Below are 21,569 nucleotides of genomic sequence, written 5' to 3'. Positions count from 1 at the left end.
CGAAGGGGGACGATCTGCCATGGAGCCGATGAACGATGAGATTAACCCGTCATGGTGGGAAGATGTGCTGACGGCGGCGTCGAGGGAGGATCCATATGAGCCTCCAGAGTTGCTGTCGTTGCATTTCGAGCGAGTTGCGGCGGACTCGGCTGTCACCGGGTTCCAGGAGCTGGTGCTTACGGTACTGGCGAAGGCGACGTCGGCGAGGTTGAACGCTGAGGATTGGCTGGAGCCGTTTACACCCGCGATGCAGCTCGGTGACAGGCGGACCTCGGTGCCGGCGGACTTGGATGCGGACCAGATTGCGTTGCTGGCCCGTATCGCTCCGCTTGTCGAGCGTGATGATCTCCGGGCCCGGGTTGCCGATGTCGCGTGGGTCTACGGGGACCGGTCTGATGTGGCGATGTTGGACCGAGCCATCGACGCGTACCGGGCGGCGCCGCTCACGGGCGATATTTGGTTCAGCGTGGGGCAGGATGCGTGGGTACGAGCGTTTGCGCTTGCGGGGCGGCGCGGCGCGGACGGTCATGTCCGTGTACAGGAAATGTCGGACGCGCTCAAGGGTCAGGTCTTGGCGGGCCAAGTGACGGACAACTTCAGAACCGTCAGGTTCGCCGAGACGTTACGTAAGCATGGTCGGGTCGACGCGGCCGGACGCATTGAGGTGCACGAAGCGCTGTTCGCGCTTGCGTCCCGGGCATTGTCGGAAAATCCACGCCTGTCACGTCAACTGGAGCGGGAGGCGCTCGCATGGCTTGGCGGTTCGGACGCCGCGGCGGCGAACGCCGCAACCGAGCGCATTGCAAGGACCTACATCGCGGAGGCAGATGCCCGCATCAAGGCGGATCCGAAAGCGGGTGCCCTGGTCGAGGGCCACTTCTTGGAGAAGGCCATCGCGGTCCTGCGAACCATCCCGCGCTCCTACCGGCTCGAGAACGACCTCGTCGAGCTCATCGACGACCTCCGCGCTCGGCTGCATGAGAGCCGGGAGCTCTCGATAGAGCAAATGATGCGCATTGAGTCGGACCCGGTCGATCTGACCGATGCCGTTTCCTATGCGCGGTCGCAAGTCTCCGGTCACGCGGACAAGTTCGCCGCACTCGCTGCCTTCGCGACGCTCGCACCGCCCATGGACAAATCCAGTACGCGCGAGAACGCGGAGAAGATGCTGGAGGGCAGCATTAGTCGCATCTTCCAGTCATCGACGTTCTCCGCTGACTTCCGTAAGATCGCCATGAGCCCAGGGTCCTCGGGGCAGGCGGACGAGAACGCGGTCTGGGTCGAGATGGTCCGTACAGTGTTCTACCACTCCCAGCTGCTCGGAAAGGGCATGATCCAACCTGCGCAGGAGATTCTGACGACCGAGCACCGGTTCAACCGGCAGTACATGGTGTCGCTGTGCGTCGAGTCGCCAACGGTGCCGGAGGGACACGAGATGTTGTGGGGCGAAGGGCTGGCGCTCGGCTTAAGCGGCAACTACGGTGCCGCGGTATCTGTGCTGGCGCCCCAGTTGGAACAGGTCGTGCGGGTCATGTTGAGACGGAACGACGTGTATACGCTGTTCGTCGATGATCACGGCGTAGAGAGTGAGAAGAGTTTGAATGCGCTTCTCGACATGACCGAGACCGAGGAAATCTTCGGTGCGGGCATGGTCATGGAGATGAAGGCGATGCTGATCGTCCAAGGGGGCCCGAACCTGCGGAACGACGTTGCGCACGGCCTTCTCAACGATGCCGCGGCGTGGAGTTACTCGGCGTTGTACATTTGGTGGTTCTGTCTGCGGCTGGTGGTATGGCCGGTTATTAAGATGGTCGACCGAGTCCAGAGACGACCATCTGAGTCATGCGAAGGCTCCATGGCGGGGAGCCGTGGAACGGATACCGATCCGGCGGTATGAGTTCACTGTGTCGCCACGTGGCAAGACATGAGTGTTTCCGAGTGACGCGATGTGGTGGAATTTAGGTTCGCACTTTAACGTCTGGCAGCAGCGATTGCATCGTTTCTGCCTCGCTCGCGATCCTTCACCCGGAACGTGGGTAGGCGGATCGCGGGAGAGTCTGCGAAGCCTCGAACTGTTCCGGATCACGAGGACTCAATGGCCCGCCCGCGGAACGTGACGTGCGGCGCGATGTAGGGGCCGTCCATGCTTTCGCTCTGCACGTCCACGCTGCCGAATGACACCAGCATCACGGGGTACAGGGATGCCGTTGGGTCAGGCGACGCTGAGCCAAAAGGACGGACGTACCCCAAGAACAGATCCCGTGTGCACACCATAGATCTGTTCGAAGTCGTAGCGTCGCTCTCGGCCCCATTCGAAAACGATGCCACCGTCCTTATCAATGGCTGCCGCACGTCCTGGCGCGGAGCCGGAATCCCGAACCCACCATTGTCCTTTTGACCAGTCATGTCCCGAGGGTTTGTCCTTCCCAACGTATAAGTATGTTGGACACCGGGATCCTCTAAGCTCGTCTTGGGACGGGACGAACACCGCGTCCATGACCGAGTCGGTTTCGCCTCGCGTGCGGTGGTCGACTGCTACGACTCGCGCCCGTAAACGTGGAGGCAATGACCCCAGGAACTCCGAATTCAGCCACGCCCGCAACTCCGAATCGCGCCATGTCGTCCCCTCCCAAGACCGCTGCGCGATCAAGTGGCTCGACAGGACGAGAACGCGGTCTTCGCTCGGGTGTACGTAGGTGGTTATCCAGCGAACCCCATCGGGATGGTAATCCGCGTTGAGTATTTCTTCCGCTCTTGTTTTTAAATCCTTCTCGCGGGCTTTCGTTGCGTTTTCTCTTGCCTTTGCCTCGGCTTCGCGTCGCTCTTCTTCCATACGCTCCTTTGCGAAGGCCTCGAGCTTCGACTGCCACATTTCAGCTAGGGGTCGGTCCTGCGCGATGCCTACTAAGCGCAGTAGATGCGTCGTCTCCTCGAAGGAGGCTAACTCGCATGCGCGAGCGGCGTACTTCCCTAAACGGCGGCGAAGCTCTGCGTCTCCGAAACGCATTGCCTTTACGTAATCAGGATGCGTGGCGAGTCGGTCGGTAGGGATCGCTCCGAGCTCTGCCTCATTCACGGCCTGATGATGTGCCATCAGCAAGACTATGTAGGCGTCAGCGTTTTGGGGATCTATGTTGAGCGCCTTATCGACGAGTTCGTGGGCTTTCGCAAAAAGGCCGTCCTCGCACATCATTCGCGCTCGTACGAGGAGAGGCTTAACATCGTCAGTCATGGTCATAAGGTATATGGATGGGTATTCGTTATGTCGAATAAGACTCGCCCATCGTCGGATTTGAGGCGAAACCTATAGGACCATTTGTGGCCACCGGTCAGATTCTATGGCTCACAACGGAGGCGGTCATGGATGCGGTCAGGATCGAGTCGCGCACGATGAAGATGGACCAAGCCGAGGGCATGCAGGACCACTTCGAAGCGCGCGTTCTTGTCAACACCCGCGAGGCATGGCCCGCTCCGACCATGGACGTATACGACCGTCAATAACTGAAGGCCCACGGGCGGGTGCTCCTGGCGGAATTCAACTCGCGCCCGCATGGAAGATTGCCGCCCATTCCCACGGCGCGAATCGCCTAGCGCTAAGGGTGTCGGCACAGGAGCATCTTGACGTCGGCATAGCATACGTCCGCGCTCAGCCCCGGCGCCTCGGAACCACGTACCACCCAAAGGTTATTCGGTTACGGAACGTGGTGGAGTTTCGCTTCTCGCTCTAACCTCTGGAGGCAAGAAGCAGGCCGGCGAGATCACCGGGTCGGACGAGGAGGCGTCGATGTCGCTCTTCCGGACCTCTCGTCCCACATTGAAGCTTCGCGCAACGGCCGGTTCATCGAGGCCATCGTGACGGGTCATTGCTTCCCGATTGCCGGACCACGCACGATTCCACCGCTTCGGGTGCCGAGTGCCCCGATCAGCAGCTTCAGCATCACTTCATGATGCGCCCGGACGTCCTCATCGTTCCAACTCCCGGTCTCCGCCCGCCGTGCCATCAGCTCGAGCTTCAGGCTCTGCCGGCGTGCGGCATGGTTGTTTGCCTTCTGCGCCGGCAGGTAGTTGCTGAACTTGGAGTTCGTGCTCACCGTGACCAGTGCCAGGTTGCCCAGCCAGTTCAGCAGGCTGCGGTCCTCGACTCGATACGCATCGGAGATGTGCTCGGCGTCCTCGGTACGGGGGGAGAAGTGCTCCACCGAAGTGCGGTAACTGAATGTGAATTCCCACCGGTTCATCTCCTCGACCAGCAGGTAGTCGAGGTAGGTGTAAATGATGCGCGGGATCGCGAAACCGAGCGGCAGGCCGTCAGGCCCTACCTCCTCCTTCTCCGGATCCGGGGAGAGTGCCGCGTGCACACGCTCGAGAGTGTGCGCCTCGAGCCGGTCCAGGAAATCGCGCGCGGTGACCGGCTGGCCGCGGTCGGTGCATTCGGTGACATAGCGCAGCGTATCGGTAATCCAGTGCATGGTGCGCGGAGACGTGTAGGTGATGCGCAGGGCCGACTGCAGCAGCAGGATGCGACGCTGCAGGCTTCCCGGCCCGGTCCCGGTCTCATCGGCCGCGAAAGTCGGGGGGTACCGCGGGGTGTCCTGCACCCGTCGGCCCTGGCTCGACGTGCCGCGCGCCAAGCGGTACAGCGACCAGTTCCCGGGCTCATCGTCGGTCGTCGACTCGTGCCCTCGGGTCAGGGTCGCGTCGCGCTTGAGTACGAACTGATCGAAAAGATACCGGATCCGCAGCAGGCCCGTGGTGAACGTCCGAACCCAGGCCGGGCGTTCAGTAAGCTTCTGCTCCTCGAGGCGTTTCGCGAAGCGGCTGACCAATTGCTTGTCATCGAGCTGCCGGTCGTCGCGCTTCGGGTCGTTGATCGGTCCGTGCACGGCGAGGACGTGGAGCAGCAGGGTCGGGAACGTGATCTGGGAGGTGAACCGGTCCCCGCCGTCTGCGTCCACTGATTCCGTGTCGACGTCGTCGCGGGCGTAGGTCGTGACCGCCTCGTCGAGCGTCATCGCAGTGGACGTCGGCGGTAGCTTTTCCTCATCGCGCGCCGGGTTGTCCTTGGACGGGCGGTCGATGAGCTGAGCGCGAAGTTTGGTGAAGTCCGCGGTGGGCACGGAGTCCCACTCCGACCCGAAGACCTCTGCGCGCAACTGGGCGTCACCGGCCGTGACGGTCATGCCCACGTAGTGCTCCATGTCCGCGCAGGCGGTCCAGACGCGGTTCAGCAGCTTTCGGTCCAACGGATCGGTCAGATGGCGCAGCAGCCGGGCTTTGACGATGTCCACGGGGCTGAGCTGGGCGCCGCGGGTGTTCATGATCTCGAAGTACCGGTTCAAATCCGTCGTCCGGTCGATCGGCATGCGGATGAGGAGCACCCGGGTGAGCAGATAGTCGGTCACGCGCGGTGCCAGGAAACGGGCCCCAGCCTTGTCTCCGTCGAGCAGCTGGTCGATGATCCGGGCTGCGCGGAGGATGCCGGAATCCTCGCGGTCGCTCTCTTTCTCCGGTTGGTTGAGAGAAGTGTCCGCGACGTCGCGCAGTGCGCGGGTGGCTTTGTCTCGTGCCTCGTAGGTGAGAGGCTGCAGCTCGCCGATGCGTCCTCTCAAGTGCTGGCGCGAACTGAGCTTCGTCAGCAATAGGTAGAGGGTGGTTAGTCGCTGCTGGCCGTCGATCACGTCGAAGGGGTCGTCGGCGTAATGCGGAGGTGCGACCACGAGGTTGCCCAGGAAGTAGTCCTTCTGAACCTCCTGCTCTGCTTCGTCGAGGACGTCGTGGACGAGGCGATGGATCTGCTCCTCGCCCCAGGTGTAATTGCGCTGGTACAGCGGGATTGAGTACTTCGGTGCGTCGTGGTCGAAGAGATTTCCGACGGGGATGGCCTGGACATCGTCGGGTGCGAGGATCTGTGTCATCTCAGCCGGCCTCCTTCAAGAGGGCGAGGAGTTGCGCGTCCTCGGGATTCTTGGTGCGTGCTTCCTTCGGAGCGCTAACATCCGTGAGCGGCACATCTCTGGGATCGAGGCTGTCGCGGATGGTGGAGAAGACGTTGAGTGAGCTCAGCCCGTCGACTTGGGCGCTGAGTCCGCGTGCGTAATTGTCAGTAGATCTCCAGCCGAGCCGCTCGTAGGCGAGGCGCAACGCATAGGCCCAGCGAAACAGGCGCTGACGGGCCAGAGGTAGGTCCGCTTCCGAATACTTGTTGGTGTAATACAGCGCTGCGGCGACGTACAGCTCTCGGCAATATCGGAAGCGGGCGCTGTTCCGGAAGACTGTCAGCTCCGGATGAGAGATGCCGGCGCCGGTTGCGGGGAAGTAGAGCTCCTCGTCCAGGCGCTGGGACTCTTCCAGCATAAAGGAGGCGAAGTCGAAGAAGGACTTCCCCGCCGCGACCGGGGCATCGAGCTGATGCTGCGCACGTTTGAGATTTCGTAGCGCGACAAGATCGGGGGCGGGGTGCGCCCACGCCTGCAAGCCGGGCAGTACCGCCTTGGCAGTGCGGTGGTACTCCGCGCCGGGGAGGCGCCGCGTCGCCCGGCCGACCCCCTTGAAGAGGTCGAGATCGTCATTGGTGAAGTCGTGCGCAGGCAGGTTCCGGCTCCACCAATGGATCCGAGCGAGGTAGGTGCCGAAAAGCCGGTCCAGATCGTTCTCGTCGGCCTCCTCCCACTGCTCCACCACGGCCCGCTGCTCCGAGGCCGAGGCATCGGCCATCTCGCGCAGGTGGAAGGCCTTGAGCAGATCGTGTGGACGCAGCGCCTTGCCGCGGAAGTTCTGCGAGTCGAAGAACTGGAACGCCTCGTCCTCGTCATCGGTGACGATCCGCAACATCTGCGCCTTAGAGTCCAGAAAGTCTCTGTAGCGCGCGAGGCGGTGCTCGCCGTGCTCGCCGTGCTCGAGAGCGGAGACGAGGCGGGCCAGCTCGCGGTGGACCTTATGGAGTGGCGTACTTCCTTCCGCGTGGTGATCACGCTTCTCGCCTCGCAGTAGTGCTCTTAGCAGGTGGAAGGTGAGCAGGCGCTGCTGCCCGTCCACTACCTCGAAGTGCGAGTCGTCGGGTCGCCTGAGAAGGATGACCGTGCCCATTATGTAAGGGTGCTCGGGCCTGGCGTTCAGAGCGTCCTCGACATCGGTGAACAGCTGCGCGGCGATGCGCGGCGTCCACGAGTACGGGCGCTGGAAGTCGGGGATCCGGAGCGAGGGGGCACCGGGGCCGAGGAGCTCGTCTACGGAGACGAACTCCAGTAGCTCGGTATTGATTGCCATGGGCCGATCGTAGCTTAGGGACAGGACGGGTCGGACCAGTTCTTGCAACCAGCTCGAGCAATTCCAGCGACAATCGACCAGAAGCGTAAAGAGCTCGAACGTTGCCTCAATGCCCCGAGGCAACAGCTCAGGCGCATCAATCAACAAGTCGGCTGATCGAATTCGTCCGGGATATTCGTAAACGTCAGTCAGGACTCGAGCCGATTGAACCCGGCGCTACGATCTGCGAGAGCGGGTCTATCACAACGGCGTCGCACCAATGGAGATGCGGGACCCGGGCGCGCTGGAGATCTGGCGTTAGCCGGGGCCATCGCGATTTGGTCTCATGGAAGGGAGTACCGCAGTGGCAATTCGGGCAACAATCGCAATCGACGACGACAGATGGGCGAAGCGTCCCTATGGCGTGGAGTTCGACGACGCAGAGTGTGTCGCCTGTTGGGTAGGAACGGATTCACTAGTCGCCAGCCGTGCTATGACCTCATTGAACAGGCGAAGGCGGCTGGCTATGACATCGCGGATGTCGATGAGCGATTCTACTGAGATCGCCTCCGACGGTTGATTCCGATCGTCTGCTCCGCGTTCTGGAGGCCCGCTCGTGCATTCTCCCTAGATGGTGTTCCGCTCTTGGACCAAAGCCAGTGCGACGGCGGCCAGCGTATTGTCCTCGTAGTAGCTCAGCTCCGCGGTGTACTCGGTGGCTTCGATGGCGGCGAAGGCGCCCTTCTGGCTGCTGCGGCGGGTTGTGATGGCCTGGACCAGATGCGCGGCAAGCTCGGCGAACTGACCGCCAAGCGCAACGAACTGGTCAACCGTGCCCGGGTCGCCGCCACCCAGACCCAGGTGAACGACGCCCTCAAGGCCCTGGACGCCGGTGACCCGACCTCGGGGATCGGCCGGTTCGAGGACAGGATCCGCCGCGAGGAAGCCACCGTCCGCGGCCAGCAGGAACTTGCCGCCTCATCCCTGGACGCCCAGTTCGCCTCCCTCGAAGACCTCGGAGAGCAGACCGAAGTGGAAGCCCGGCTCGCCGCCCTGAAGTCCATGGACCGCAAGGCCATCGACTACTAGGCCATCTCAGGGAACTCTGAGGATGATCGGCGGAGTAGTCACAGGTCCACCGCACTGCTCGGACCCGCCAACCCTGGTCCATACCAGATCGTTCCGCTGCTCAGCCAGGACGGCCTTGTCTGCGCCGAGTGCGCGGACCGTGACGTGCTCGGGCAGGTCAGCTTGGGAGATGCTGAACGCCCAGGTGTCGATGTCGGTCCTCGTGCCAAGGAACGCGGCCGGGGGAGTGGCGGGGATAAACGGGGTCGGTGTGTCTGACCCCGGAACACCTGGCTGCACGGTTTTCATGGGTATGGCAGGCGCGTAGTCCGGCAGTCGCTGGGAGCATCCCTGATCGCTGCACATCTGCACTTCGTCGACTGCGGCCGCGTTGCCTTCGACGTTGACAGTGATGATGCTGGCGTATCCGCTGGCTGGGCAGACGAAGCTGCATCCAACAGTGCCCAGTGTGGCAGCAAGCAATAGCCCAGTGCCCAGGATCCCCCAACCCGTCTTCATGGGCCGAGTCTAGGGCTGCACAGGGCCTGCCACATAGGATTACCGGGTGACCGATGAACCCGAAAAGCCCCTTCGCTTCCTGACGCCCACCCAAGTTGCAGAAGAGCTGAACGTGAAGCCGAACCAGGTCCACGCACTGATCAAGGCGGGCGAGCTTCGGGCGTTTCAGGTGGGTGGGCGCGGCATGTGGCGCATCGGCCGGCAGGACGTCGAGGACTACATCGCCGAGGCGTACCGGCGCACCGCCGAACGGATCGCCGCCGGCGAGCTGCAGGATGAGGGCGAGACGGAGTCTCAGGAGTAGCTAGTCCGGCACATAGCGAGGCTCGACGCTCAGCGTGACGAGCTGGGGTTCGCCTGGGCCGGGGCTCGTGACGTTTAGCCAGTAGTCGAACTCGCCGTCAGTTCCTGTCGAGGTGCATATGGAGCCGTCGCCGATGATCCTCGCATCTCGCTTACACGGATGGTCGGTTGCCATGTCGAATCCGAGTCCCGACATTAGGGCCGCGACGTCGGCGTCGGTGAGCTCTTTTCCGGTGTCCCAGGTCCGGTGAAGACTGGGACACGGGTTCGTGCTGATGCACATGAACCGTTCAGGGCGGACTGTCTCCCGGGTCAGCTTCCACTCGGCCGGGATGGCGAACCGCCCGGCCCCCGAAAGCATTCGATCCGTCACCTTGTCCTCGGCGGACCGGACCACGAATAAGGCAGTGGCAGCAAGAACCAGAATCACCGCGAAGGCCAACCAGATCTTGTGTTTCACTGGATCCCCCAATCCGCGCCGGTTCCGGTCAGCCTAACCCGCGACGGCCTCTACAGGACACGCCCTCCGTCGTCCGCAAGACTGTCAGCCCCCGGGAGCACGATGGTCTTATGACGGCTCCAACGGTGGAGGCGGCGATCCACGAACTGATGGATCTCGCCTGGAATGTTGTCTACGACCTGCTTCAGGAGCGGGGCCTGCTCGGGGACGGGTTGTTCGTCGAGGAATTCACCGGGATCCATTCCTGGGTGGACGGGCCGACCCGCTTTACGGTGGTCCACTCCCGCGATGTCGCCGTCCTGTTCGTGGATACCCGGCCGGTGGACGCCATCGTCTTTCACCACGACCTGCTCGGTGCGGATGATCCGGCCAGCTTTTTCTCGCTGCCAGGTTGAGGCTGACTCCTACTGGTCCTGACACTGATGGATGGCAAGTATTTGCTGGTTCCGCCCGGGCTGAACCAGGGCCATCATTAAATTGCCAGAGCGGCACATTGCACTGATCGGAGAAGGCCATGTTTGGGGCCCTGTTGTGCAAGCTGAATATCAGCCATAAGTGGCACGCCGAACACGCCGAGGACGGCAGCCTGTATAAGCGCTGTCTCCGCTGCGGAAAGGACGACGATGAGCGCCAGAGGGGAAGAGGAAATTTCAGTGGCTGGGTAGGACCAGTCGGAGGAGGCGGGGGTTAGACCGCTGGCCTTCTTCGTCGAGCGGCCATCAGGTCTCGCTGGCAGCGCTGCCCATGTCCATCTCAACTGGGCGACAGGTGTTGTCAGCTGGCTGGCTTGCAGATGCGGTCCAGGGCCTCGTTAAGGCTGGACTCCATCCGGCCGTTCATGGCGCTGCGCTTCTCCTCGCTGGCTGGGTCCTCGAGGCCGGTTGGCAGCGGTGGGACAGTCACGGTCATCGTTGCCTGGTAACGCCCGTCAGCGCTGCTGACCGCTGTCGTTTGATGGCCCCAGAGCGAGCCAAGGCCCTCGTATCTCGACTCTTTCGAGCACCCGTCCGCATGCTCCCACATGCCCAACCCGTAAGGCGCGAAACCAGGGCTGGTCTTCATTTCCTTCAGCGACGCCGGCGAGACCGCCCGGCCGGTGAAGAGGGCTGCCATGAAGAAATTCACGTCTTCGACGGTGGAGGTTGCCCCTCCGGCCGGGTTACCCGCCCAGGCGGTGTTGTCCGTAACGTCGACCCGCTCACCCCGGATGGTGGCATAGCCATGCAGAAGTCCGGGCGCGGTGAGGTCTACAGGTTTCAGGCTCGTGTTCTTCAACTCGAGCGGTTCAAAGATCTCATCCTGGATGACCTGGGCGAAAGCCTTGTGCCTTAGTTCCTGTATCAGCAGGCCCAGGGCCAGGTAATTCGTATTCGAGTACTTGAAAGTCCCCACACTGGCCGCGGGCCAGGGGAGAGTCCCGGCCAACTGCAATCCGCCCTCCATTGTGAGCGGCTGAGAGAAGAACGCTGGGCGGAAGTCAATATCTTTTGGCTGAGCATCATTGACCTCGGGCATGCCCGACGTATGGCTGAGCAGCTGCCTGACAGTGATCGGCGCCGGAGGCTTGAGTGCCGAAGTGAATCCGGGTATCACGTCATTGACGGGATCGTCGAGAGCGATGAGGTGATCCTCTACGAGTTTCATCACCGCCACGGCCGTCATTGTCTTGGTGACGCTGGCGATCTGTATCCGGTCCGTGGTCTGTGCCGGAGTCTTGGTTTCCAGATCGCGTACGCCGTAGGCCTTAGACCACTCGCCCTCGGGCCAGCGGATTTGAACAACGGCGGCCACCGCGCCCTCGTCAAGGAAGAGCTGGATCTGATTTTCGAGGGGACCGAAAGCGCTCGGTGAGCTTGATGAGGGTGCGGGCTGATCGTTGGAATAGGTACAGCCGGCCAAAAGGAGAACGACGGCGAGGGCTGTTCGACACCAAAAGCGATTTTTCGTGCTCATTGCCGTATCCGCCCGGGACGACGTACAGATTATGGCCGTCTGCGGCTCCATATCCGGCCAGACGTCCAGGGCACCGCCGTCCCAGCAGGTCAATCTTACGACTGGCCCTGATGGCACGGAAGGTTCAACCCCCTGGCCTGATTTCCTTTGGCGACCCAGCCTTGCATTGCCGCACGCGGACTCGCACCCTAAGCGGTAAGCCGGCTGTTGGCACCGCGCCGTTGCCTGCCCTGCCGCCAGCCGGGGATGACAGTGTTCAATTGCTTTTCCTTGGCTGAGGTGAGCTTTCCGGCCCGGTGGTCGATGCGCTGGGTGTGCAGCCAGACACCCAGGGTGCGCTCCTCGTGCTCGTCGGTCTTGCTGTGCCGGGGCCAGTCGCCTCCGGCGGCCAACCAGGCGGCGACCTCGGCTAGGCGCTGCTGCCACCGGGTGGCGTCGGCGTCCCGCTTCGTGGGGTAGTCCCGCCATCTTGGGATGGCGTCCAGGCCCTGGGCGTAGACGGGGGAGAGGCTGCCCTCCGCGGCCTCCTTCCGCCGGCGGGCCAGCCACCCCGCCAACGCCGACTCCTCGGATGACCGGCCATTGACCGGAAGCCGTCCCTCGGCCTCGTAGAACGCCAGGACGGCCGCCAGGTTCCGGCGGCCCGCATCGGTCACCCGCGGCGGCGACGCGGGCAGAGCCGCCTGGTGCTCCTGAGGCAGGCCACTGTCCTGCCTGGCGGCGATGGCCAGGTGGTAGCGGACCACGGATGCAGCGACGCCTGCACCGGCGGCGATCTTGGGCGCCGGGATGCCTTTCCGGTACATCAACACCCACTCCGGGTGCGGGGCGGGACGCTTGATCTTGGCCATTCAGCCGCAGCCCTTGCTCATGATTACTGCCCCTCGGCCTTTGCGACCCGCTTCAGCTCGGCGATCCGCAGCCGCAGGAAGATGATTACCAGGACCAGGGCGTACACCGCCATCACGGCCAGCGTGAGGGTGAAGATGGCGTACAGGACACCGAGAATGCCGAACGCAGGACTCAAACTCATTGCTACCCCCGAATAGTCGCTGCCCCTAGGCTACGGGAGGTCCTCGCCGGCCTGGCGGAAGCCAATGGGCTACGGCCGAGACTGGCAGCGAAAAGTCCCTGCCCCATCCGCCGCTCTAGCGAATCGAGATGGGCGCCAGTACGGTATACTTCCCCGGGCCCTCTTCAAGGAACATGCGCCGCGGCTCGGCTCCACCAAAGACAATCCAGACGATGGACCCGTCATCGGTCAGGTCATCGACGGTGCCGTGGCCCAGGTCCCCCCGCACGGACACGGACCTCCTGACCCCTCCACAGGGACGCGCCGTCGGTCGGTTCGGCTATCTCATCGGTGTTCATTGTCTTTTCCCGTACCTAGGCTTGTTGTCCCCCAAGGTACGGTCCCCACTTGAAGCCCGAGTAAACAGCAGTTCGGCCAGGAAACACGTGTATCAGTTAGCTTGGGGAGGCGGAGGTGCGGGGTCGGCAGAACGCTCGGCACGCCACGGGGCGCGCCACTCCGCAGCTTCCCAGCCATCCATGATGTAGATACGCTCACGAGCCACCTTGTCGCCTCTGAACTCCATCAGATCGACGGTGAACATCCAAGGCCCGCCGTCATAGCTGATCAAGTTCTCTACAACGACCAGATCGGCACGATGAGTGATTCGCCGAGTATGGAACTTAAGCCTCGCCGGGTACTGCCGCCGCCACTCGCGGAAGTTCTCCAAGCCTTCGAATCGTTCACCTGACTGAGGGAACTCAAGCACAGCATCATCGTGGTAGATCTCGTGGGAGATTGTCTCGTCCACGCCCGCGAACTCCCAGTGACGCTGCAGAGCCTCCAGGAGATCTGCCTCATTGAGCATCACTCACCCCCTTGCATCAGGACCAGAAGGCGGTTGCCTTGGCCGTTTCTTCCTGCGCCCCCAATGCCTCCGCAACGTTTGCCTCTCCTGGTTCGGTGGCGACCTGTTAGGCTGACTACTTAGCGCAGTAGATCAAGTGTCCGCCTGTCGAGTCGGGGCGGCAAGAGATTGCCGGCTACACAACTGCCCCGTCGTTGAGCTGTGGGCGTCGGGAAGCCCGTGGGGCGACCCGGACTCCATAGGCGATCATCAAACCCACCGTCGCGGCCCCGCCGGCGTAGGTCCAGGGCGAGGACCAAGAGCCTCCCTCAGCGGACAACTCACGACTCCGTGTCGCCCTCCGCATGAGTTTGCAATGTGGGGGTCGGCCCGCCCGTCTGCTCCGGCACGTCGCTTCGGGCTTGACCGTCCTGAACGAAGGTGATCCGAATTTGGCTCCCCCCGCTCAAGGACCGACCCTGCCGGAGGATCTTGAGAGGTCACCCAGAATAGCCCGGGCCACGTGCGCGAGCGAAGGCCTGGACCATCAGGGTCCCCGGCCGCGAGACCGAACCCAAGGTTCGCCGCAGTCTCCTGTGCGATATGGACAGGCTGCCCAACCAGATCGGGAACATTTAGCATCTGGCGTTCGACCACCTCGGCATCTCCTTTGCGCCCGAACAGCTGGTACGGCAAACACGACCGTCCATTCACCAGATTAGCGCCGGTACTCCGGTGCGTCCCGGTAGGAAGTCGGTCATCGTGCCGCTGGACGCCGACGCCTGGCGGACGTGGAGCAGATCTCGCTGAAACTGCTGCGGTTAACAGGAGTGCGCATGCTCGTCATCGACGAACTGCACAATGTCCTCGCCGGGCAGGGCTGGCTGGGTCGCCGGCACCGTGTCGTGTCACCTGTGCTGAACCCGCCCCTGGGGTTTGTCCTTCACGACCACCAAGATGCCCAGAACAAGGGTCGCCAAGGCAAACGGCAAGACCATGAGCGGCGCGCCGGGCAGCCCTGAGTTGCCGCCCACCAAGAAGCCCAGGCAGCCGAGCACCATTAGGCCCGAGAAGGATGTCACCAGCCGCGGGGTGGCCCCGCCCTTCCTGCGCTGCTTTGCCAGGATGACGATGCCGGTGACGAGGCAGCCAACGGAGCCGACGATCAGAAAGAAGTTCATCCACCCGTTGAACGGGGTGCTTGCTCCGCCGTGCCGGACGAAGAGGTAGATCCCGGCAATCATGATGCCGACGACGGAGGAGACAAGCGCCACGACCCCGGCGGCGACCCGCAGTCCCGATGCGGGCGGCTTGGGCTGCTGCCAGTATCCAGGCGGGGGATAGTAACCGGCAGGAGCCTGGGGGTAGTTTGCGGGGACTGGCGGCTGGCCGGTGTGTTCGGGATGCAATGGTTCTCCTAGCGTTGGTGGACATACAGCGGGAATACCCACTGCTCGACACCAGCAACGAGACCCCCATGCGGGCAATCCTACGATGGCCCCTGGGCGTTCCTGGCCCAAGAGCTCTCTCGGGTGGAATTGGGCAGGATTGTGTCGATGCCGGGGAGGCTTCTGGCATGCTGGAGCCAGCACGTGACCGTACACCGAGAGGGGCGATTGATGGGCGCATGGGGCTACCTGCCGTTTGAGAATGACGACGCGCTGGACTGGCTGGACGAACTCGAAGGTGGAGGCGGCGACGTCATCCGCCGGGCCCTAGCCAAAGCCAATAACGGCTACGTCGACGCTCCGGAGGGCAGCATCGCTATCGCCGCGGCCGACATCACCGCAGCCTGCCAGGGCAACCCGTCAGGGGACCTGCCCGAGAACGTCGCCGACTGGGTCACCGCCCACGGTGCCGAGCTCACCGCCGAGGACGTGGAGCTGGCCCTTGAAGCGGTAGGCCGGGTGGCGGGCGAGGAGTCAGAGCTGGCCGAGCTGTGGGACGACGCCGACGAACCCGGATGGCGCGAATCCCTCAGCGACCTCACGGAGCGGCTGCGCACCGCGCTTCAGTGAGCTCTGCTCGCGGGGGCTGGCGGCAAAGCGTAGGGTCGGCGTCATGCGCATCGAACGAGCAGCTGATAGTGACCCGGTTGGAGATCCCGATCTCGGCCCGATGTACCGGGTCCGGGTGTGGAAGCGTCCGTCATCGGCGGCCATGGGGTGGATGGTGGATGAGTGGGATGTTGCCGGAGCGGAGCAGGTGTCCGATGTCATCGGCTGGGCTGCGACGACGGCTGGCCCCGGTCCATTCGAGGTTTTCATCCAATGGCATGACCACCACACGGACCGCAACGGGAATGTTGTACAGTACCCGCGGTACGTCAGGGTCCAGGGTCGTCCGCCCGAGGATGCTGGCGTTACCGTCGATTCCGTGATCTTCGAGACGGATTAGCGGGTCTGCGGACGGTCCGGAGGCCGCGTCCCAGATGATTTCCCGTGGCCGGCATTGCCTCGCCTGGTTCGCCATCCGATGATCGCGGCCGAGAGCCAGAAGATGATGAAAGCGACCGCGCCAATGACGAAGAACCGGTCGACCCCGGTCCAGCGGTCTTCATCAAGCCCGATCAGCGGTGGGGCGATGAGGCATACCCCCAAGAGGACGCCCAACACCTGGGCCCGGACGCTTCGAAAGTACGGGTCCGCCTGAAATTTCCCCATCCCGCAGTCTCCACCCGGCAAACGGCGTGGCCAGTCACCTCTCGAAGGTTTGGCGCTTCAGCCCGTAGGCGGGCGGCTGGTCACTCCCCGCCGCTGTCGTCCCTGCCGCCAGCCGGGGATGACCCCATTGAGCTGCTTCTCCTTGATTGCGGTCAGTTTCCCTGCCCGGGCGTCGATGCGCTGGGTGTGCAGCCAAACCCCAAGCGTCCGTTCCTCCTGGTCGTCGGTCTTGTTGTGCCGGGGCCAGTCGTTCCCGGCGCACAGCCAGGCCGCAACCTCGGCCAGTCGCTGCTTCCACCGGGCCGCGTCCGCTGCACGCTTGGCTGTGTGCTCGCGTCAGCCGGGGATGGTGTCTAGGGCCTCGGCGTAGGTGGGGGAGAGGGTGCCGTCGGCGGCGTCCCTGCGGCGGCGGGTCAGCCACTCCGCGAGGGTTGATTCCAAGCGGGACCGGCCGCTGACCGGGAGCCTGCCCTCGGCCTCGTAAAACGCCATGACTTCCTGCAGGTTCCGATGGCCGGGCTCAGTGACGCGCTTGAGAACCGGTGCGGCCGCGGCCCGGTGCACAGCCCGCAAACCCGGGTCCTGCTCAGCAGCCCTGGCGAGATGGAACCTGATGACCGACTCCGCCACTCTGGTGACCGCCGCGATTTGCTTGGCGGGAATACCGGTCCGGTACATCATCACCCACTCCGAGTACGGCGTCTTGCGCTTCGGCTGCGTCATCAAACTGTGGGATTGTTCCTCGGTGGCGCCGCCCGTTTCATTTCGGCGATCCGCAGCCGCAGGAAGATGATGGCCAACACCAGGGCGTAGACCGCCAGGATGGCCACGACGAAAGTGAGAACTCCGTACAGCATGCCCATGACGCCTAAGGCTGGACTCGAAAACATTGCTACCCCCCCCAATAGTCGTTTGCCCCTAGGCTACGCGAGCAGGCGAGAGGCCTGCGCGCTGACCTGCAATGCGGATGCCGCTCGACTACCGTCGAGACCGTTGGCTTCATTCAAGACGGGGATGGCATGAGCACGATCGACATCAAGGGCAAAGGAACACTGGAACTCTCCGGCGGGGTGCTTCACCTGCGCTGGAAGCCGGGAGCGTATATCGGCATCGACGTCGCCAGGAGCACTCTCGAGGCCATCAAGGCCCTCACCAACGACAGGCCGGTGCCTATGCTGGTTGAGATCCGCGGCGTGACCCATTCCGCAGCCGCCCGCAAAGAATTCCCTTCCCCGGAAAACGTGTCCCGTATGGCCCTTCTGGGAACCTCTCCCGTCGACCGGGTCATAGCCATGTTCCGGCTGACCCTGGTCCAAGCCGGGTTCCCAATCAAGTACTTCACCTCGTCTGACAAGGCCGTGGCGTGGCTGCTGTCGGCTACGGGTGGGGCCTCGGAACTGGGCGAGGCGCTCTAGGGGGCAAGCCCGGACACGGGAAGGGTGCGCCCCGTTCGCTGAGCGCACCCTATTAACTACCCCATTTGCACCGGATCCCCATCCGAATGCGTTTATTGTAAGCATGCTGATAGTTAGGTTGGCAAGCCATTACGTATTGGTAGCGGGACCGCTACCAATACGTATCCATTGGAGGCAGGCGCACTATCTCTTTACTGAACGCCTCCAGCTTGGCTAACCGCTCGGCGATGCGGCTGCCAGCCCGGCGCGACTTTGGGGTGGCGGCCATCCACCGCTTCAGCACGGCGATCTCCTCAGCCTTCTGGCCCAGCTTCCGGTGCACGATCGCTGCCTGCTCCGTGTACCAGGGCGCAGGCTCCCGCCCGTCCCGGTCACGTTCGGCTGCCTCGATGGCCTTGTAGCAGAGGACCAGGGCTTCGTTCAGCCTGCCTTCGCGCTTGAGTTCCTTGATCGGCTCCACGAGCTCCAGGTAATGGACGTCATCAACCATTCCGCGCCGGAACTGCCGTGCCCGGTCGCCGCCCTCCTGAAGCGCCTCACGGACCATCGTGGTCTTTTGGATGTGCGAGTCGTTGATCCGCTCCCTGGGCGTCAGGGCCGGCGGGTTCTCGCGGGTGTGGGACCATTCAGGATCGCCCGCACCCAGCCAGACGTAGGCCTTGGCGAGAAGCTTCTGACCGGTCAGGACATGCAGCTGGTAGGGGACAGGATGGCTGGCGCCGACCGGCAGCGGGACGTCCTTCGCGGCGTAGGACGGCAGGCAGCCCACGTTCTCGCCGTCGACGAGAACGTCCACAGACTGCGGGTCCACAGGGTTCGCCGGGTCGCGTTGCAGCTGCGCCTGGCCCTCAAAATAGCCCCGATCGCCCAGACCCTTCCGGTCCGCCAAGGCAGCGACGGCTTCCCCGGCGAAGGTGGTCGTGCCCGCCACCTCGGTACAGGGGTTGAAGCCGAACGACACGGTCACGATGGGCTCAGAGGGAGCAGGCTGAGCTGCTTCAGTCGGCTTAGCCTTCGTTCCAGTAATGGCTTTACGAAGCCATGGACCAATCCCCACCGAATCCCCCTCTGTCCTCCGGCTATACCGTCGGCCTGACTCTATCAATCAGGCTCGGCTTATTCGCTCCTTTCAGGGGCAATCGGCAGCTGCCGCCGCTTCACTTCGGACGGCAGGAACATGCCTCCCGTGGGTCCATTCCCGCCGGGAACCCGGTTGAGTAGAAAGTCCGCCGGAAGGTCATTGACCAGGCGCCGCTCCAGTTGCTGCCGGCGGGTGGTTTTCACTGCGAAGATGCGGGTCGTGTCCAGGGCACGAAACGCGTCGATGGGCAGGACCGAGGTCTCCTTGGCCCCGAAGATAAGATGGTCGAAATCCATGGTCCGGCTCCAGTGCTTCATGATGCGTGTCCGGATGTTGCCGGCATGGCCGACGTAGGCCTGCATATAGCGGTCGAGCACCATGACGTAGACGCCCTCGACGCACTTCCAGGCCGAGAGCTCGGTGACACGTTGCATGGTGGGATGTTGTTCGAGCATGGCGTTGATGGTCTCCAGGAACTGGCCGCCGGACAGCTGCCGGAAGAAGGCCATGTTGGCATCGAAGTTCTGCAACGCGGCCGCCCGGTACAGTTCGCAGAAGTGATCCGAGTAGACCCGATGGTCCTCGTCCTCGTACATCCAGGCCTCGGCGTCCCAGGCCTCCTCACTGTAGTGTTCCCGCGCACGCCAGAGGGTGTTCTTCTTGTTGGGCAGAGCGTATTCGTGCCGCTTGAGCCGGTAACTGGACTTGCTGCTCCGCAGCGTCTCACCGAAATGCTTCACCGGCCGGCTCCGCAACGCCCCATAGCCATCATCGTCAGCCATGCCGTCATCCTAAGGGCGGCTTCCCGACCTAGACGATGACCCCATCCTTGAGCTGCAGCCGCCGGGAGCGGCCGGGGAGTCCCCGAGCCCAGAACGCGATCATGAGCCCGACGGTGGCCGCCCCGCCGGCATGGGTCCAGGGCGAGGCCCATCCCCCTTCAGGGGCTGAAATGGCGATGGCGATGCAGACGGTGACGACGCGGGACAGTGCCGCTACCAGGACACCAGCGAGCAGCACACGTCGCATCCGCTTCATCATTCCCCCAATGATTCGTTTCCTCGCACGCTACCCGAAGCCATGGAAAGCCGATGCCACAACGGAGCGCCAAGGCCGTGTGGGTTCAAACCGCCTTAGCTGATCCTCTCTTTTGACCGCCCAAGGCAAACAGGGCCAGGTTCACCTGATGGGGAGACCAGGGGTGACCCCGACGTTCGGCCTCGGACGCCAGTCCATCGATGATGGCCATGTACCTCCCACCGCGGACGAAGCCCGGCAAGGCGCTTAGAGCTTTTCGGCCTTCAGCGGCTTCTGAGGTCCTGTCCAGGGCAGCGTCGTTCACCGCTGAGACGGCGTGACGCGAGGTATCGCGAACTCCGGAATCGGCCATAACCATGAGGTCCCATACCCAACAAGTGTCGGCACGGAGACGCTTCCAGAAGAGCAAAGCGCCGATGTCAGCCTTGCCAATCGACCCCGAACTGCGGATTCGATCCGATACCTCAATAAGAACCTCGTCGTAACCTCTGACGCCTCGGAGTGAAAGTCGGCATGCGCCTGGCGGAGGAGGCTCCAAGTGTGGTTGTTCATCGATGCCATTGAGCGTCGCCCTCATGGAGAACGACTTGGGCATCAAGCTCTGAGCTTCTCGATTTACCGGTCGTGTTGTGCTCTGACATGCTTACCTTGGGATCACGTCGAGGTAAGGACGAGGAAGCACATGGCCGCAGCCATCAAGGTCGCAGAGATTTTCTGTGACGAGTCCGGTCATGACGGTGAGAACCTGATGGGCGGCAAAACTCCGGTCTTGGCGCACAGCAGCCTCTACATGGAACTTGGCGAGGCGAATGAGCTGGTGACCTATCTTCGTGCGAAGACCAAGGCTCAAAGTCCCGAACTAAAGGCTGCGGACATACTCCGTAATGGGCAGGCTATCAACGATCTGTTCGGAGATCAGGGAAAGCTCGTCGGCAAGGTGCAGGTCTACCTTGTCGAGAAGGCCAACATGGCCGCAGGGAAGATGATTGACCTGCTCATTGAAGAACGCGCCTACGCCGATGGGCACAATTTCTACGACGGCACCGCCCAGCGGATGGCAACCGCCCTGTACGAGCTCGGCCCTGAGAATCTCGGCCAAGAGCAATGGCTCGATCTGGTTTCAGCCTTCACATCGCTCATGCGGGAGAAGCAGCGGAAGGGTGAGAAGGAGACCATAGACGGCTTCTTCGAGAAGGTACAGCAAGCCCGTTCATCTGCCACGAACGGGAAGCTGAAGATCATCCTTACCCAGATTGCCGCAACGAGGCAACAGGCTGAGGAGTTTCAAGCAGACTTAGCCAAAGGCGATCTCACGAAGAATCTAGACCCGCTACAAACCTCGTTGATGGAGTTGGCGTATGGCTGGAGCCGGAAGCTCCAGCGACCGATCAGGATCATGCACGACGCCCAGAACGGTCTCACGGAAAAAGTAATGGGCGCCGTTATGGCAGCAGCGACAAAGAAGGTTCCCGCGCACTTCAACTTGCCGAACAGGAACTTTGATCTGCGTGGAATCACGCACATCGACTCCAAAGCAGATCCGCGTATCCAACTGGCCGACATCGCTGCGGGCTTTACCCGCCAAGTCGCAGAGAGCGCGTTGAAGGGAAACGCAGAGGAAGAACGTCTCTCTCAGGTTCAGCGCTTGGTGCATTACAACTCAATCTGGGGCGATGAGAAATCTTGGGAGCAAATCTGCCCCCGCGATTGGCCTTTCAGCGGTCTTATGTAACACGACGGCCAGGGCATCACTCCAAGAAGCTGCTTCGGGGTGCGCTGTAGCGGTCTTATGCTATGGGGCAGGCAACAGACGAGCGGGTACCGGACGTCAGTACGGCGGGTATCCTGCACGCGATCCCGCCTCTTGATCCGGAAACGGGCCACCTTCCACCGGGTCGGTACAGGACAACTCTCGGACACATTCGGCATCGTTTCGTTGATCACCCACAGTTCGGAGCCTCAACC

At 62.8% G+C, this 21,569-nt stretch carries 25 protein-coding genes and 3 pseudogenes; 10 read left to right on the top strand and 18 right to left on the bottom strand.

Features of this window, described 5'->3' with window-relative positions; genetic code table 11:
- Positions 1–28 precede the first annotated feature (28 nt).
- On the top strand, positions 29–1,897 hold the full coding sequence (locus tag Q9R31_RS07585) for a DUF4209 domain-containing protein (RefSeq protein WP_311262106.1): 1,869 nt from the start codon (positions 29–31) through the stop codon (positions 1,895–1,897).
- A gap of 315 nt (positions 1,898–2,212) precedes the next feature.
- Here Q9R31_RS07585 and Q9R31_RS07580 read toward each other — a convergent pair whose 3' ends face one another.
- Positions 2,213–3,232 (bottom strand): DUF6273 domain-containing protein, encoded by a 1,020-nt coding sequence (locus Q9R31_RS07580; protein ID WP_311262105.1) that lies wholly within the window; start codon positions 3,230–3,232, stop codon positions 2,213–2,215.
- Between the two features lie 86 nt (positions 3,233–3,318).
- Between Q9R31_RS07580 and Q9R31_RS07575 the strand changes: the two genes are divergently transcribed.
- The gene (locus Q9R31_RS07575) at positions 3,319–3,501 is read left to right on the top strand and encodes a hypothetical protein (RefSeq protein ID WP_311262104.1); all 183 of its coding nucleotides are present in this window, start codon (positions 3,319–3,321) and stop codon (positions 3,499–3,501) included.
- Positions 3,502–3,860: 359 nt separating this feature from the next.
- Here the strand turns inward: Q9R31_RS07575 and Q9R31_RS07570 are convergent, their stop codons facing one another.
- Complete coding sequence (locus Q9R31_RS07570; protein ID WP_311262103.1) at positions 3,861–5,915, bottom strand: DUF262 domain-containing protein; 2,055 nt, start codon at positions 5,913–5,915, stop codon at positions 3,861–3,863.
- Between the two features lies 1 nt (position 5,916).
- On the bottom strand, positions 5,917–7,266 hold the full coding sequence (locus Q9R31_RS07565; protein ID WP_311262102.1) for a DUF262 domain-containing protein: 1,350 nt from the start codon (positions 7,264–7,266) through the stop codon (positions 5,917–5,919).
- A 747-nt stretch (positions 7,267–8,013) separates the two neighbouring features.
- Between Q9R31_RS07565 and Q9R31_RS07560 the strand changes: the two are divergent.
- A pseudogene (locus Q9R31_RS07560) lies at positions 8,014–8,334 on the top strand (PspA/IM30 family protein); the annotation flags it as partial.
- Positions 8,335–8,340: 6 nt separating this feature from the next.
- On the opposite strand, the gene Q9R31_RS07555 reads toward Q9R31_RS07560, so the two are convergent.
- Positions 8,341–8,832 (bottom strand): hypothetical protein, encoded by a 492-nt coding sequence (locus tag Q9R31_RS07555; RefSeq protein ID WP_311262101.1) that lies wholly within the window; start codon positions 8,830–8,832, stop codon positions 8,341–8,343.
- Between the two features lie 46 nt (positions 8,833–8,878).
- Between Q9R31_RS07555 and Q9R31_RS07550 the strand changes: the two genes are divergently transcribed.
- Entirely contained in the window at positions 8,879–9,136 is a 258-nt protein-coding gene (locus Q9R31_RS07550; protein WP_311262100.1) for a helix-turn-helix domain-containing protein, read from the top strand.
- Here Q9R31_RS07550 and Q9R31_RS07545 read toward each other — a convergent pair whose 3' ends face one another.
- Positions 9,137–9,595 (bottom strand): hypothetical protein, encoded by a 459-nt coding sequence (locus Q9R31_RS07545; protein WP_311262099.1) that lies wholly within the window; start codon positions 9,593–9,595, stop codon positions 9,137–9,139. It abuts the gene before it with no gap.
- A 110-nt stretch (positions 9,596–9,705) separates the two neighbouring features.
- Between Q9R31_RS07545 and Q9R31_RS07540 the strand changes: the two genes are divergently transcribed.
- On the top strand, positions 9,706–9,990 hold the full coding sequence (locus Q9R31_RS07540; RefSeq protein WP_311262098.1) for a hypothetical protein: 285 nt from the start codon (positions 9,706–9,708) through the stop codon (positions 9,988–9,990).
- A 379-nt stretch (positions 9,991–10,369) separates the two neighbouring features.
- Here the strand turns inward: Q9R31_RS07540 and Q9R31_RS07535 are convergent, their stop codons facing one another.
- The 6 genes from Q9R31_RS07535 to Q9R31_RS20155 form a co-directional block, all read right to left on the bottom strand.
- Positions 10,370–11,548: a serine hydrolase domain-containing protein gene (locus tag Q9R31_RS07535; protein WP_311262097.1), complete on the bottom strand. Its 1,179-nt coding sequence runs from the start codon at positions 11,546–11,548 to the stop codon at positions 10,370–10,372.
- A 188-nt stretch (positions 11,549–11,736) separates the two neighbouring features.
- On the bottom strand, positions 11,737–12,399 hold the full coding sequence (locus tag Q9R31_RS07530; RefSeq protein WP_311262096.1) for a helicase associated domain-containing protein: 663 nt from the start codon (positions 12,397–12,399) through the stop codon (positions 11,737–11,739).
- A 23-nt stretch (positions 12,400–12,422) separates the two neighbouring features.
- The gene (locus Q9R31_RS07525; RefSeq protein ID WP_311262095.1) at positions 12,423–12,581 is read right to left on the bottom strand and encodes a hypothetical protein; all 159 of its coding nucleotides are present in this window, start codon (positions 12,579–12,581) and stop codon (positions 12,423–12,425) included.
- A 115-nt stretch (positions 12,582–12,696) separates the two neighbouring features.
- Entirely contained in the window at positions 12,697–12,855 is a 159-nt protein-coding gene (locus Q9R31_RS07520; protein WP_311262094.1) for a hypothetical protein, read from the bottom strand.
- A 156-nt stretch (positions 12,856–13,011) separates the two neighbouring features.
- Positions 13,012–13,428 carry a nuclear transport factor 2 family protein gene (locus tag Q9R31_RS07515; RefSeq protein WP_311262093.1) on the bottom strand — a complete coding sequence of 139 codons (417 nt, stop codon included), beginning with the start codon at positions 13,426–13,428 and terminating at the stop codon, positions 13,012–13,014.
- A 249-nt stretch (positions 13,429–13,677) separates the two neighbouring features.
- Positions 13,678–14,049: a PASTA domain-containing protein gene (locus Q9R31_RS20155; protein ID WP_397428221.1), complete on the bottom strand. Its 372-nt coding sequence runs from the start codon at positions 14,047–14,049 to the stop codon at positions 13,678–13,680.
- 131 nt (positions 14,050–14,180) lie between these two features.
- Between Q9R31_RS20155 and Q9R31_RS20150 the strand changes: the two are divergent.
- Positions 14,181–14,282: pseudogene (locus Q9R31_RS20150) on the top strand (TniB family NTP-binding protein); the annotation flags it as partial.
- A gap of 33 nt (positions 14,283–14,315) precedes the next feature.
- Here the strand turns inward: Q9R31_RS20150 and Q9R31_RS07505 are convergent.
- A complete protein-coding gene (locus Q9R31_RS07505; protein ID WP_311262092.1) occupies positions 14,316–14,816 on the bottom strand; it encodes a hypothetical protein in 501 nt (166 codons plus the stop codon).
- 183 nt (positions 14,817–14,999) lie between these two features.
- Here Q9R31_RS07505 and Q9R31_RS07500 point away from each other — a divergent pair, with 183 nt between their 5' ends.
- Positions 15,000–15,425 carry a DUF4259 domain-containing protein gene (locus Q9R31_RS07500; protein WP_311262091.1) on the top strand — a complete coding sequence of 142 codons (426 nt, stop codon included), beginning with the start codon at positions 15,000–15,002 and terminating at the stop codon, positions 15,423–15,425.
- Positions 15,426–15,468: 43 nt separating this feature from the next.
- Positions 15,469–15,804, top strand: a complete 336-nt coding sequence (locus Q9R31_RS07495; protein ID WP_311262090.1) for a hypothetical protein — start codon at positions 15,469–15,471, stop codon at positions 15,802–15,804.
- A gap of 323 nt (positions 15,805–16,127) precedes the next feature.
- On the opposite strand, the pseudogene Q9R31_RS20145 reads toward Q9R31_RS07495, so the two are convergent.
- From Q9R31_RS20145 to Q9R31_RS07485, 3 genes and pseudogenes are all read right to left on the bottom strand, one after another.
- A pseudogene (locus tag Q9R31_RS20145) lies at positions 16,128–16,361 on the bottom strand (helicase-associated protein); the annotation flags it as partial.
- Between the two features lie 45 nt (positions 16,362–16,406).
- Complete coding sequence (locus Q9R31_RS07490) at positions 16,407–16,793, bottom strand: helicase associated domain-containing protein (RefSeq protein WP_311262089.1); 387 nt, start codon at positions 16,791–16,793, stop codon at positions 16,407–16,409.
- Positions 16,793–16,927: a hypothetical protein gene (locus tag Q9R31_RS07485; RefSeq protein WP_311262088.1), complete on the bottom strand. Its 135-nt coding sequence runs from the start codon at positions 16,925–16,927 to the stop codon at positions 16,793–16,795. Before Q9R31_RS07485 ends, Q9R31_RS07490 begins: the two co-directional genes overlap by 1 nt.
- Before the next feature lie 162 nt (positions 16,928–17,089).
- Between Q9R31_RS07485 and Q9R31_RS07480 the strand changes: the two genes are divergently transcribed.
- Positions 17,090–17,485 carry an STAS/SEC14 domain-containing protein gene (locus Q9R31_RS07480; protein WP_311262087.1) on the top strand — a complete coding sequence of 132 codons (396 nt, stop codon included), beginning with the start codon at positions 17,090–17,092 and terminating at the stop codon, positions 17,483–17,485.
- A 151-nt stretch (positions 17,486–17,636) separates the two neighbouring features.
- Here the strand turns inward: Q9R31_RS07480 and Q9R31_RS07475 are convergent, their stop codons facing one another.
- The 3 genes from Q9R31_RS07475 to Q9R31_RS07465 form a co-directional block, all read right to left on the bottom strand.
- On the bottom strand, positions 17,637–18,452 hold the full coding sequence (locus Q9R31_RS07475) for a hypothetical protein (protein WP_311262086.1): 816 nt from the start codon (positions 18,450–18,452) through the stop codon (positions 17,637–17,639).
- A gap of 149 nt (positions 18,453–18,601) precedes the next feature.
- Positions 18,602–19,348, bottom strand: coding sequence for a hypothetical protein (locus Q9R31_RS07470; RefSeq protein ID WP_311262085.1), 747 nt, complete (start codon positions 19,346–19,348; stop codon positions 18,602–18,604).
- Positions 19,349–19,376: 28 nt separating this feature from the next.
- Positions 19,377–19,607, bottom strand: a complete 231-nt coding sequence (locus Q9R31_RS07465; RefSeq protein ID WP_311262084.1) for a hypothetical protein — start codon at positions 19,605–19,607, stop codon at positions 19,377–19,379.
- Positions 19,608–20,286: 679 nt separating this feature from the next.
- Between Q9R31_RS07465 and Q9R31_RS07460 the strand changes: the two genes are divergently transcribed.
- Complete coding sequence (locus Q9R31_RS07460; RefSeq protein ID WP_311262083.1) at positions 20,287–21,336, top strand: DUF3800 domain-containing protein; 1,050 nt, start codon at positions 20,287–20,289, stop codon at positions 21,334–21,336.
- Positions 21,337–21,569: the final 233 nt, after the last annotated feature.

This window comes from Pseudarthrobacter sp. BRE9 (assembly GCF_031844305.1).
Classification (GTDB): domain Bacteria; phylum Actinomycetota; class Actinomycetes; order Actinomycetales; family Micrococcaceae; genus Arthrobacter.
This window is presented reverse-complemented; position numbering and strand designations above follow the sequence as displayed.